Below are 14300 nucleotides of genomic sequence, written 5' to 3'. Positions count from 1 at the left end.
GATAGGCACTGAAGCCCTGGTTCGTGTCTCACGAACTAGCATCTCATGCCTACCTATTACTTTACTTATGATTGTCAGCGCTCCAACGCCCTGGTTCATGCCTTACGAACCGGGATCACTTAGGTTTTTTAGTTTTGAAGCATTGATTATCAGCCCCCCTTTCACCAAAACACCTCTATTCCAGTAACCAGCCTCGAGAAAGTATGAAAGTTGTCCTCTTGGATTGCCTTCCGTCCCGATTGATAGGCTGGTTAAAGACTTACCAGATGTTTCAATTTGAGATGTTCCCATTTTTTCAGGGTAACTAAATGCGAAACCCAGTCCACCTCGCACGTATGGCAGAAAACTACCAATTCGTCCGGTAAAGTACTTACCGAATACTTCTATCATGGGGAAATGAATAACATTTATAGGTGTACTCCCCGTGCCGACCGAATATATTCTATTTAGCGCCGCGGATGCATAAGCGAAATCTAGCCCAGTTTGAAACCTATTGGAAATTTCGAACGACAAGGCCAATGAATACATTGTAGCATATTGAATTTGCCTGGGACTAACCTGCGAATTACTTAGCGGTGGGATTTTATTTTGAAGATACGCAAGCCCAAAAGATGGAGCCAGGGTAATTCCCTGGGCCCTACAAGTAGCGCTTGTTATGGAAAGCAAAAAGCAAAAAATGAGCTGTTTCATAAGAATGATATCAATCTAACCTAAAAACCTCGAAAGCCCACTCCTTCCCTTAGTATCAACTGTCAGTCTTTTTTCCTCACACGCCTGCCCTGATTCGTATCCTACGAACCACCATCCCCCTACCTATTCCTCATAATTGTCAGCGCCCCATTGTACTTCCGTTCCGAAGATGAGAAAGTGATCACGTAGTAGTAAGTGCCGTCGGGCAGTATGTCATTGCCTCTCGTACCTTGCCAGTCGTTTTGGTAGGCCGTTTCCTGGAAGACCATGGTGCCAAAGCGGTCAAAAACCCGAACAATCACGTCGCCGAAGGTTTCCACATTTCGGATGACCCAGGTGTCGTTCTGGCCATTGCCGTCGGGGGTGAATACATTGCTGGCCACTATGCGGTAATCGTCGTTCACGGTCACCGTCACGGTATCCCTGTTCTGGCAGCCAAACTGGTCGGTGACCAGCAGCTCGTAGTCGGTGGTTTGTAGCGGTGTCGCCCAGGTAGTGCTCACGTTGGAATTGGCCAGGCCATCGATAGGACTCCATACGTAGCTCATTCCTCCACTGCCCTGCAGCAGCGCTGAGTAGCCTTTGCTTACAGTTGTATCAGCCCCGGCGTCAGGTTCCGGGAGGGCATAAATGGTGACCTGCCGCTGAAAAACGTCTTTGCAGTTGTTACCTGAGTTGGCCGCCAGGGTAATGGTGTAGGCCCCCGCTTCCTCGTACAAATGGGTGGGATTGGCCGACGCTGACGTGTGCCCATCACCAAAATCCCATTCGAAGGTGAGTTCACCACTGCCTATTTCTGAGCGGTTGACAGGCTCGATCTCAAAGCCGTCGCACACATTGGCAACCGTAAAATTGGCCACGGGGAAGTCATGCACCACCACCTCTTTTACCACAATGGCCTTGCAGCCTGCCTCCGACTCTGCCAGCAAAGAGGCCTGGTAGCTACCAGGGTTGAGGTACTGCTTGCTCGGGCTCACGACAATGGAGTTGGTTTGATCACCGAAATTCCAGAGGTAGCTGGCTACAGTGCCAGCGGACAGCGTGGTTTTATTGTCAAAAGCCGTGGGCGAACCATCGCACACAGGCTCAGCAACGAAATCTGGTTTTGGTAAAGGGAATACCTCCACCGTTTTTTCGAGCACCGTTGTACACCCAATATCAGAAGCGCCTTCGAGCCTTACCGTAAATACGCCCGCTTCCTGGTAGGAATGAACCGGATTCACTTCATTCGAGGTTTCACCATCGCCAAAAGACCAGGTATAGGCTACGTCGCCGGAAATGATGCTGCTGAGATTGGAAAACACCACTGCTTTGTCGATACAGACGTCCTCCATCACAAAGCTGATAAGGGGAAGAGGCGAAACAGTTATTTTCGAAGAAAACTGGTCTGAGCAGCCACTTTCGGCCGTAACGGACAGCGTCACTGTATAGATTCCAGCACTGACATAGTTGTGAGAGGGGTTCACTTCCTCCGAAACAATACCGTCGCCAAACTCCCAGCGATAGCTGACATCTGAACCGGTGGAGGTGTTGGTGAATACTGCTGCGGCATCAAGGCAGATGTCTTCCGTTGAGAAACTCGCCACCGGCTGCTCATATACATCTATTTCAACAGAGAATTCTGATATGCAGCTAAAGCTACTGGTGGCGGTCAGGCTGATGGCGTAGTGCCCGGGCTGTTCATATTTGTGCGAAGGGTTGATGGAAGTTGATTCAGTTCCGTCGCCGAAATCCCATACATAAGTGAGCGTTCCTGACGATATTGAGCTATTATTTTTAAAAGTTGCAGTCTCACCAAAGCAAACATTGCCTACTTCAAAGGAAGCAACAGGCTGAGGAAACACCACCACTTGCTTGCTGAAGCTGGCTTCGCAACTTTTATCGCTGGTGATGGTCAGGCTTGCCTGAAAAGCGCCTGGCTCTTCAAAAGTATAGCTCGGATCCTGCTCGCTGGAAGTGGCGCCATCTCCAAAGTTCCAGGCAATTTCATCAACTGAGCCAAGGGCAAGGGTCGACAAGTTGGAGAAGTCCATAGGCTCTCCCAGGCAAACATCTTCCTGCGAAAACTTCACCTCAGGAACAGCGTTGACCACTGCGGCCAGGCTCAGGGAGTCGACGCAGCCTGCCTTGCTCGTCACGATCAGCTTCACCGGGTAGGTGCCATAGTTATCATAGGTGTGCTTGGGCGACGTTGATACAGACGAGGAAGCATCGCCAAAATCCCAAACTTGAGACGCCACTGTTCCGCTGGGCACTGTTGACGTATTGACAAACTGTGAGGCCAGCCCATCGCAGACCTCCTGCACGCTGAAAGCTACGTTGGGCAATGCACTCACTTCCACTTCAAAGGGTTCCGTGAAAATGGCGGAACATGTACCGCTTTGTACCTCAGCCCGGTAAAATGTGGTAGCTGTCAAGTCCGTGAAGCTTTGGCTGGTAGTGGTATTGCTAATGTTCGTCCAGGCTGTACCATCCGGCGACTCCTGCCACCTCAGCACAGCTCCGGTTTGTCCTTTCAACAGGATTGTACCCTCATTCGCCTCTCCACACACCAGCGAGGGGCCGCTTAGCTCGCCTTCCACCGTCGCCGGATCCACCTGTACTTTCACTTTGTTGGTGATCTCCTCGTTGCAAACGCCGCTCTTGACGATGGCCCGGTAGAAAGCCGTGGCCAGCAGATTTTCGTAATCGAGGGTGGCAGAGGTATTCACAATGGGTGCCCAGGGTTCCTCGCCGGTAGGCGACGACTCCCAGCGAACCACGCCTCCAGTGTTTCCTGAGAGTGTGAGTTGGCCTGAGTTGGTGCCATAGCAAACAACAGCAGATCCGTTGACCAGGCCTGCCACAGTTTCCGGCGACACTTCTATCTCAGCCACGCTGGAAGGGCTGCTGCTACAAACGCCGTTTTGTACGATTACCCGGTAGTAAGTAGTAGCTGTCAAATTGTCGAAAGGCATTGAGGTGGCAGTGGAGGCAATGGGTGTCCAAGGGCCGGTTGAGCTGGCGGACGACTGCCATTCCACCACTCCACCTGTGTGGCCTGATAGCTCCAGGGTGGTGGAGTTGGTTCCACTACAAACAGTGGTGCTTCCGTCAAGCGTGCCCCCCACGCTCAGCTCGTCTATTTGGATGGTAGCCACAGAGGAGTAGGCCCCCTCGCAAACCCCATTTTTGACAAGCGTCCGGAAGTACGTGGTTTGCGCCAGGTCGCTATAGTCGAGCGATGTAGTGGTATTGTCGATAGTGATCCATTGGTCCACGCCGGTGAGCGACCTTTCCCACCTGACAACCTCACCTGTTTCACCCGACAGGGTCAACGTGTAAACGGCGTCATCGTCTTCACAGCGGGTAGTGCTGCCTGCCAGTGTGCCGCCCACCGAAGTAGCAAATATTTCTACCGTGGTGCTATACACTGCTGAGCAGGTAAAGCTGGAAGTAACTGTCAGCTCCACCGTGTAAACACCGGCTGTTGTGTAGGTGTAAGTTGGGTTGGTGTCGGTCGAAAGTGGGCTTCCGTCACCAAAATCCCAGGAGTAGGTGACTGGCCCACTGGTGATGGTGGAAAGGTTGGTGAAAGCGGTGGCGGTGCCCAGACAGGTATCTTTGACGGTAAAATTGGCAACTGGATTAGGCCGCACATTGATGAGTTGGGTGATGGCATCCACACAATTGTTCGGCGAGGTGGCTTCCAACGTTACCTCGTACGTGCCAGGGCTGGCGTAGTCATAAGTCGGATTCGCATCGGTCGACTGGCTGCCGTCGCCAAACGACCAGAGGTAGCTCACAGCATCGGTACTGGTATTGGTAAAAGTGGTAGTTTCTTCAAAGCAGTGATCGCTGAGGATGAAATCCGCTACGGGTTGCGCAAATACTTCTACCTGTTGGACAGTCAAATCAGTGCAACCGCCATCGTTGGAGGTCACCAGCAGGCTTACGTCAAAGAGCCCGGCCGTGGCAAAAGTATGTGTAGGGCTGACCTGCCCGGAGGCGGGTGAGCCGTCGTCAAAGTCCCACGTGTAGGTGACATTGCCCGACGCAATCGATGAGTTGTTGGTGAAAACGATGCTTTCGCCGAGGCATACATCGCCAGGAAAAGTCAAGTCGGCCACCGGGTCGGGGTGAATCGTGATTGGCTTGCTCAGGCTGCTTTCGCAGGCATTGTTGGTGGTGGCAGTGAGGGTAACCGTGTAGGTGCCTGCTGCAGCATAGTCATGCGTGGGGTTGATGGACGTAGCTGAGTTGACGATGGTGCCATCGCCGAAGTCCCACTTAAAGTTGGTAATGGTAGAGCCACCCCCTATAGAGGTGAGGTCGGTGAACGACTGTGTGGTGGACACGCATCGGTCGGCCGCTGTAGCCGAAAAATTAACCGTGGCAGTGGGGTTAACCGTCACGGTTGTGGAGTAATCGTCCTGGTCGCCGTTGCTATCGATCACAAGCAGCCTCACCACAAAATCACCTGCCGACGCATACACATGGCGAGGGCTGGGCACCGTGGAGCTTTGCCCGTCGCCAAAGTCCCACGAATAGAAGGTGATGCTGCCCGACAGCGTGGTGGAGCCGTTCAGGAAAACGGTTTGCTGCCCTTTGCAGACTGGGTCGGCGGTGAAAGTGGCCGTGGGCACTGCCAGGGCTGCGGGCCAATATGCGAGGAAAATGATAGCAAGTAGCGCTTTTTTATAAGTTAGGTCGATGAGCATAAGGTCGTAGGTTGGGGTTGGCAATTTTGCCCCTCTCCCCTAGCCCTCTCCCATCGGGAGAGGGGGTAGTAAAGGGAGGCTGCCGAAACTGTATTTAGTTCATTTCTTGATGGTTAAAATGTCTTTACAAACCTGATCGTTTTCGAAATTCTCCCTGATTGAATGGCCATGATGTAGGAGCCAGGCGTCATGCCGCTCATGTTGAACTCCACCACCTCCTCTATCCCCACAAATTCGTACTCTGCCACTTTGAGCCCACTCAGGTTGAATATCTGCACCAGCACCGGCGCTTCGTCGCTCAGCTCCAGGTCAATTTTCACCACATCTTCAGCGGGGTTGGGGTAGAGGTTGCTGCGGTACAGCTCCAGCAGCCTCACCTTGTCGGTGGCTGGCTCCGACGGCCTGAACTCCAGCACCCTCAGTAGCTTCTCCTCCGTGTCGGAGCACACACCGTTCGACACCGTCAGGCTCACCGTGTAGTCTGCGGGCCGGTAATAGATATAGGAAGGGTTGGCCCTCACCGACGAAAACCCATCGCCAAACGTCCATTTGAAAGAAATCGGCTCGGGTTCGGTCAGCTGCACAAAATGCACCTCCTCCTCCACAGCCACTTCACTGGGGATAAGGAAGCTGGCCTTTATTTTCTGCGTCGTTTCCTTCACCTCCACCACGTCTGTTTCAACGCAGCCGTCTGTTGCGGTCACTTGCAGGTAATAAGTGCCGGGCTCCGTTGGGTAAATGATTTTGTCTGTTGACGTATAGCCAGTATTCGATGTCCAGGCATAAGCCACATCGGCCACGCCGGCATCCAGGAAGAATTCTTCCGGGGAGCAAATCAAAGCCTCGGCTGCCAGGTTGAGGCCCAGTGTTGGTTTGACGGTTACGTTGATTTTGTCACTGTTTTCACAGCCGAACTCATTGGTTACAGTGACAGTATAGGAACCAGTTGCTCCTGCTGACTTCAATCGATTGGTTGACAAATCATTCCAGAGGTATCCAGCCTGCGCACCTGCATCCAGCTCAACTGTTTCGCCATAGCAAAGCACGACATCAGGCCCCAGATCAACGGTGGGCTTGGGCCGGATCACCACCTGAGCGGTATCCGCATTCACACAACCATTGCGGTCCGAAATTTTGAGCCAGTAGGTATCACTTTCCGTAATCTTTATGTTCTTTTCGGTGCTGCCTGTTGACCACAAAAACTCACTTCTGATATTGGTCACTCCCAGCAGCAGGCTTTCGCACGCTTCATATTCCTCAGCAAATGCCAGGGCGGGAAGTTCGTTAACTGTGACTTTAATTTCTTCATAGAACGTGCATCCTTTAGGGCTGGTGAGTGTGACGCCGTAAGTGCCCGAGGAGGTGACAGCAAGCAGTGGGCCGGTGGAGCCATTACTCCATTTGTAAGTGCTGGCTATGTCTGAAGTAGCGTCAAGTGTGAGAGGCTCTCCTTTACACAACACTATGTCGTCGCCTAACGAGATCACAGGCCTGGGATAAACGATCAGGTTAACGGTGTCTCTGTGGATACATAGGTCATTGCTGATGGTTTCCACCCAGTAGGTGCCCGTCTCGTTGGCGGTTATTGTGGGAGTCGTTTGCCCCGTCGACCACAAATAGCTGGCGGCACTGATCATCGGATCAAGCACTTCGTCTCCGCAGGCTTCCCGGTCTTCTCCCAGGTTTGGCAGCTCCGATTCGAGAAGAGTCACTTCAACAGCTCCCGACACGGCGCAGCCATTCGTATTGGTGACCCGAACCGTATAGGTACCGCTTTGTGTTGCTAAGTATGTCCGGTTGGAGGAGTTGTTTTGCCATTTATAGGTGTTTCCAGGGTTTCCTGCATCCAGCAGAAAAGTGGATTCGCAGGTTTCTATGGACTCAGGTAGGTTGAGCGAAGGCCCCTCGTTAACCACTATTTCTTTTGTTTGGGTTCTCTCGCAAGCTGCATCCGTAGATGCAGCTAAGGTTACAAAATAGCGACCCTTTGCCTGGTAGCTATGGGTGGGCTGAAAAGCTTCAGAGGTGTTTCCATCACCAAAGTCCCAGGTATAGGAAACCTGATCTGGATCCCCGGCATAAGAAGTGGTATTTGTGAATACAAGCTCTTCATCCTCACAAACGTTTTTAAACACAAAGTTGGGCTTGGGAGAAGGTTGCACAGCCACTAACTTGCTGACCTCCGCTTTACACCCATCGGCATTGGTAGCCACCACGGTCACGTTGTAGGTATTGGCTACACTGAAAATCTTGTCTGGTTGACTGTTCGCCGATTGGGTGCCGTCGCCAAACGACCAGAGGTAGCTCAAGGTGCCAGTGTCATTGGATACTATCGGTTCAAAGCTGATAGCATCACCTTCACACTGGCCGGTATAAGCGATGTCCAGCTCGGGCGACGCAAGGAAGGACACTACGATGGCATCTTCTACCCAACAGTTGCCGACACTTACCCGGACGGTGTAAGTGCCGGTTTCGGCAACAGCAATGCTTTGGCTTCTTTCGCCAGTCGACCAGAGGAACTGAGCCCCCGGGTTTTTTGCATTGAGGGTCACAGTACTGCCTGAGCAAGCTGTGATATTTTCCCCCAGATCGACAGATGGCAAGGGAGAGACAGTGATAAATACCTCATCCGAGTCGGTACAGCCATTTTGATCCACAAAAGAAACACTGTATAAGCCCGAAGTAGTTACACTAATTTTTCTTGTGGTTTCACCAGTCGACCAGGCGTAGGTGCCATTGGGGAAAGCCCCTGCGTCCAGGGTGACGGGGCCGCAAACTTCCCTGTCTGGACCCAAATCAATTTGAACAGGGCTGTTGAGGGTCACGGTTGTTTCGTCGGTTAGCAGGCAGCCATTCGGGGTTGTCACTTCAACGCCTATGGCCATGTTAGCCGTTACCATATAGGTTTGGTTGGCTCCAAGTGTGCTTCCGGAGGCAACATCGTACCACCTGTAGATAGCGCCAGGACTGCCAGCGTCAAGAATAAGCTGGGTGCCGCAGGTAACAGAAGTAGAGGCAAAATCTAGTTCTGGTGCTGGGTAGATCTCTATTTGCTCTGAATATTCTTCCGTACACTTTCCCGAAGTGATCTTGAGGGTTACATCAAATAAACCGGCTTCGTCGAAGGTGTGGAGAGGGCTTTCTTGTGTGGAGGTGGTGCCATCGCCAAAAGTCCAGAGATAGGTAACAGGAGAAGCGGTGGTTGTTGAGGTGTTGGTAAAGCCGACTGAAGTTCCCTGGCAGGCATTTTCTGCGTCGAAAGACACTGCCGGAGGGGCGTCCACAACGATATCTCTGGAAGAAGTGTTGGTACACCCATTTTGGGTTTGTATTTCAAGCTCCACGGAGTAAGTCCCGGCAGTAAGGTAGGTGATGGAAGGATCGGCGGTGTCGGCCGTTTCGCCATTATCGAAGGACCATTGGCGTGCAACAATGGGATCGCCTGCGGTCATTGAAAATGAGATGTCAGTAAAGGAAACTTCTTCCCCTTCGCAAACCCGAAGGGCGCTTGCTAAAAAACCTGCCTCAGGGGCTGCCAGCAGGCTAATGGAAACAACATCGGAAACAGAACAGGTGCCAGCTTCCACCCTCAACTGGTATTGCCCCGCTTCAGCTACTTCAAGGGTAGGATTATAGCCCAATTCGTCGCCCGAGGCGATATTTACCCACACATAGGAATCGCCGCTAATATTAGACACAAGTGTGGTGGTTTCTCCCTGGCAAGCAAGCACATCGTCTCCAAGGTCGAGCGCCGGGACATCATCGATGGTGATAATCACATCGTCTGAATAGGAACAAAAGGGTGTCATGGTACCGCTGTTGGGTGAATAGGTAACTGTCACAGAATAGTTACCAGATTCTGTCACCAGCAGGCTGGCGCTGTTTTCTGACAAAGGAGAGCCATCTTTCGCCCATTGATAAGTTATTGCTCCAGTAAAAGGGCGATTCGCTGGAGTGGCATCCAGTACTGTACTTTCACACACAGTTCGGTTGGCACCAAGGTCTCCTTGCTCAACGATATATACTGGGATGGAGAAAGAGGATTCACAATTTTGCGGGTTGTCTGTGGTCAACACGGCCTTATAAACGCCGGATTCATACACATCGAGGGTGGTGCCTGTGGACAGTTGCTGGCCCAGCGCATTGTACCAGGTAAAAGAAGTGCCCGGTGGTATATAATTAGCAGGATCGGTCGATGGATCAATGGTGAAGGAGCCGGAGCAACTGAGGCCCAGGGGGCCAATGTTGAACGACGGCCTTTGAAAGACTTCTACGGTTTTTTCAGCAGAGGCCACACAACTGTAGGCATTCTTAGCGGCGATATTAGGGGCCGAAGTATTTGCGGCGGTCAACTTCACGGCGTAGCTTCCGAAAGTGGCGTATTCATGCTGGGGGTTCTGTTGGTCTGATGTGCCGCCATCACTAAATTCCCAGTGGTAGGAGGAAATGGCGTCCGTTTGCACGCTGGAGGCATCATAAAAAGCTACAGGCAGGCCATCGCACACATCATTGAAAACAAAATCGACTACAGGAAAAGCATGAACGGTAAGATACCGCTCAACGGTGTTGGAACAGAGCTTTTCGGTAGTCCGGGTAAGCGAGATGGTGTGAACTCTTGGGTCGGAGAAGGCATGCGAAAGTGTTGCGTCGTTGAAGGTGCTAGAGCCATCATTGAAGTTCCAAGCGTAGGAAAGAGACGAGCCGTCAGCAATGTCAGAATTGTTGATAAAGTCAACATCCACATCGGAGCAAATATCATTGATGGCCAGCTCGTCGAATTCCATGTGAAAATCGCCGGTGGGGGCAGGGTGGATGGTCAACGGTATTGTGTCTGAGAAAACACAACCGTACGGCACCGAAGTAGCTTCCAGCGATACCCGATAATTATCAGGTGAATACAGGTACTCGTGAATTGGTTCCGGCTCTTCGCTAAGGTCAGACTCATCGCCAAAATCCCAACGATAGGTAAGTGGTGTGTCGTCCCCAATTTCGCTATCGTTGGTCAAAAGAATATCAACCCCCTCACAGACCCCCTGGGCTACTCCATTTATCTCACCTCCTCCAACGATAAAGCGGAAAGCTGGCACTGGCCTTGGATCCACCTTGATGACTCTTGTAAGACTGTCCGTACATCCAAAACCTGGGACTGTTGCAATCAGCCTTACTGCCATTTCACCGTAGCTATTGTATGTATATGTAGTATCAAAAGGGGTAACAATTTTATAACCATTGCCAAAATCCCACTGATAAAACATGTCCATAGCTGGGCTTAAGATTTCAGTACCGTCGAAGTTTTGGTAGTAGCTTTTATTTGTAAACCCTATTTTTTCCAATTGGCATGCTTGCCCGGTTGCAGTGCCCGAAAGATCCACAAAATCAAAGTCAGGAATAGGCAATGCATTCACTCTTACCGTTTTCAAAAAACCAGTGCTGCTGCAACCAAATCTATTTTCCGTTACCAAGGTTACCGCAAACTTTCCTGTGTCAGAAAAAACATGGGTTGGTTCCTCAAGCGTGCTGGTAATGTCGTTATCCTTGAAGTCCCAATACCATGCAACAAGGTCGAAATCGGTACCCGATTCGACGGGTAGAGACTCATTAAGAAATCGCATGTCGGCACCATAACACGATTGATCGTTTTCCGGTGAGTGAGAGAAGTCCGCTATGGGCAATGACAACACGTTTATCGTATATTCAATAGCTTTTTCGCAGCCTCTGTTGTTTCGTTCAAAGAGGGTGATTTTTGCACCATCAGTTAACGGGTCGGTCAGATCAAAAATGTAAGTGTCTACGGAAGAGGATGGTATTACCACTCCGTTGACGATCCAGTGATGGTAGTCTGCGGTTGAACTTAAATCTAACTCACCGCCATAGCAGACCTTAATTGTGGTATTGCCCTCCTGAATTAGGGCGGATTCATTGTTTGAGGTTGGTACAGCTTTGGGTTTATGGTCGTTGTCACAAGTTTCTGCAACAACGATAAGGTTTGTCGAATTTGGTTCAAATTTAACGTCGCTATTCGTAATGCTGCTTGAGCCGGATGGTACGACCGCATCAAGCATAAGCCAAGATGATCCGTTGTCGCTCGAGGTATAAACGGCCAATGCCGAGCTTCCTAGTGAGTTCATCTCTTCAGTACCACTGAAAAAGTTGAATGTCATGTTGTCAAAAATGCCTGCTTCTTCTCCAAACGTTATTTCAAAATATTTAAGAATGGTGGCATCATTTGCCACATCAAATCTTTTTATACCTGCCGGTATATGATACCTTGTTACAACGGATGCTCCCATTCCGTCTGAGCCAATGTCTACTATAAGCCCCATTCCGGCGATATTAAGATTTTCAGTATCAGTTGTTACTGCGGGAACCTTAGCACTAACGAAGCCGATACCAGTAAACCTCGAAGCAAGAGATTCGCTTACAAGTGCCCCACCATACTTAAGATAGACCTGACTGTTTACCAGACTTATTTTGCCTGAACTGAATGTTAACTTTTGCCCGAAAAGAACATTTTTCTTAAACGGCAGGATAAATGACCCGCTGGGCTTCGAGAGGATAAAATTTGCAAGGTAGGTTGTATCAGCAGTGCCGACTGCAAGTGTCTGATCTCCTGTTCCGGTTAGATACTGAGTTCCCGGATTGGCGGGCTTAGCTATCAAAGTTGTTGCCCCATTGTTGCTAATATCTCCATTTACGATCAGTGTCCCTGCCAATATAATCTTGCCATCACCATCTGTCGAGTTGTCGGTATAGCTGCCCGGAATGAAAAATATTGCGTCTGTATGTATATCTATTGGAATATTTCGGTTGCTAACAGAAACCTGGCCTCGACTGCTGTTATAAAACAGGAGGGCTATCAACAGTAGCCCCAGGCGGAGCCATTTAATCGATGGTGATATGTAGCGGAAGATTCTCATCGCACCTCCCATTCAACTGTCCTGGAAATAATCACCTTGCCTGGGATGGAATAAGCTCTCACCTGGTATACATAAGCCTCCTTTTTCAGATCCTTGTCAACAAAGCTGGTAGAAGCAAGCAGCCCTGTAATCGGTTTTATTGATCGCTCACTTTCGCCCCGAAATACCACGTAGCCCCTGATGAGCTTTGGATCAATTTCAGACCACTCTAACCAATTGGTCTTTTTCCTTTTCTGGCTTTTGAGTTTTACTGTTAATTGGGCTTCTAGTAGCAACTCCTCACGCCGAAATGCATAGGCTGCCTCAGATAGAGGAGAAATGTTGGCTAATGAATCTATAGCTGCCAGCCGGTATTGATATTCTGTATTTCCGTCAGCTGTTCGATCGATAAACCTGAAAGAGCTTTTAGCTATCAACGCTTGGTTAACTTGTGTACCCTCGGGATGAAGGGAGTCAAACCTGTACAAATGATAACCGGCCAAATCCTCTTCGACATTGCGAGTCCAGTTAACAATTATTCCTTCATCAGAGTAACCGACTTGGTTGATCACAGGCCGTTCAGGAGCCACAACATCTGGTAAAACCGCTGTTGCAATTGCCGACGGCTGGCTCCTATTGAAGGAGGTGTCGATGGCCACAAGGAAGTAGAAAAATTCATTTTTCACATTTTTCGGAAGACGCTGCTCATAATAATTGGTATCAAGCGGCTCAGCATTTAGCAACACATAATGATCAGGATCGTTTTCGTCAACAGTTCTGTATAGAAGATATCCCTTAAGATCGGGTTCCTCATTTTCTAGCCAGGTTAAATAGAACCGGCCGGTGTCCGACTTGATAGTCAAGTCTAGTGGTTGGGATGGGGGGAACACGTCCTGAGCTTCAACAAAAGCCATTTCAGACAGCGACTTATTGCCAGTGTGATCCTCAGCTTCAATTCGATAGTAATATGGCCCGGGAACCTGAAGGATCTCATTATAAGTATTATTTCCAGCGGGAAGCAAGCTGGCGGTGACCGGCTCAAATTTGCCCTCGCTTTTTTGACTTCGATAAATGGTATAGCCTTTAAGGTCTCCTGTGTCTTCCTGCTCCCATTTAAGTAGCACTCTCAGGGAATCCGCCCTTCCCGATAGGTTTAAAGGTGGAGGTGGCGGAGTCACGTCATCTATTCTAATGTTTACCACGCTGGATGGCTGACTCATTTCTCCGAAATAGTCAATACCTTCTATATAGTAGGAATAACTAGCTCCCTCTATGCTTCCACGTCTTTTAAACATTGGTTTCGGAAAAACCAATACGCCCGAGCTGTCGGGTTGCATACTGAGCATCAGCGGTTGATTGTTTAGCCTGTTTGTCGATCCGGTTGAATCTGTTTCATAAAGATTATATGCATAATACAGATTAGAATTTTGGGTCCAATTGAAATTGATTACCCTACCTTCCTGATAGGCTTCCAAGTCCTGAACTCCCCCCGTTTGTTGATAACTTCCTGCTTCAATAAAGCTGGACTGTCCCAAAACCGTTTCTTGAGACCCATTCAAAATGGTGATTTTGTACTGGTAGGATTTTCCTGGAAGCACTTCGTTGTCTTTAAAATAGATGCCCAGGAACCTGGCAAACTCATTGCTCTCAAAGCTCTTTAGTAAAATGTTCAGTTTTAAAAAATCATCCTCGAGCTCTTCAGGTGAAGCTTGATTGAGTGCATCAATAAAAAAGTCCAATTCTTCATCCTCCTCAATTAAGGAACTTGGCAGGGTTTTGAGCCTACTTACAGGGTTTGGCGATACAGGCTGCCATTCCGCTAAATCGGCTTCCCTCCTGTACACATTGAATTCCTTCCCAAAAAGCGAAAGCGTCTGGTACCATTTTACTTCGATACTTAAGTTTCTGGCTGAATTTGCAGGATGATTTCTTGCAAAAACGAATGAATCTTGTCCATTAGAGTTGAAGAAAATCATAGCGAAAAAAATTACAGCAATAGTTTTTTGCCTGCACA

At 49.7% G+C, this 14300-nt stretch carries 4 protein-coding genes; all 4 read right to left on the bottom strand.

The window, feature by feature from the left end:
* Positions 1 to 102: 102 nt before the first annotated feature.
* The 4 genes from RT717_RS25350 to RT717_RS25335 all read right to left on the bottom strand — a co-directional run bounded on the left by RT717_RS25350 (position 103) and on the right by RT717_RS25335 (position 14262).
* Positions 103 to 690 carry a hypothetical protein gene (locus tag RT717_RS25350; RefSeq protein ID WP_317489130.1) on the bottom strand — a complete coding sequence of 196 codons (588 nt, stop codon included), beginning with the start codon at positions 688 to 690 and terminating at the stop codon, positions 103 to 105.
* 119 nt (positions 691 to 809) lie between these two features.
* On the bottom strand, positions 810 to 5390 hold the full coding sequence (locus RT717_RS25345; protein WP_317489129.1) for a PKD domain-containing protein: 4581 nt from the start codon (positions 5388 to 5390) through the stop codon (positions 810 to 812).
* A 113-nt stretch (positions 5391 to 5503) separates the two neighbouring features.
* The gene (locus RT717_RS25340) at positions 5504 to 12307 is read right to left on the bottom strand and encodes a PKD domain-containing protein (protein ID WP_317489128.1); all 6804 of its coding nucleotides are present in this window, start codon (positions 12305 to 12307) and stop codon (positions 5504 to 5506) included.
* Positions 12304 to 14262, bottom strand: a complete 1959-nt coding sequence (locus RT717_RS25335) for a fibronectin type III domain-containing protein (protein ID WP_317489127.1) — start codon at positions 14260 to 14262, stop codon at positions 12304 to 12306. Before RT717_RS25335 ends, RT717_RS25340 begins: the two co-directional genes overlap by 4 nt.
* Positions 14263 to 14300: the final 38 nt, after the last annotated feature.

Source organism: Imperialibacter roseus (assembly GCF_032999765.1).
In the GTDB taxonomy this organism is placed as follows: domain Bacteria; phylum Bacteroidota; class Bacteroidia; order Cytophagales; family Cyclobacteriaceae; genus Imperialibacter; species Imperialibacter roseus.
Note: the sequence above shows the minus strand (reverse complement) of the source record. Positions and strands in the feature narration are given on the sequence as shown.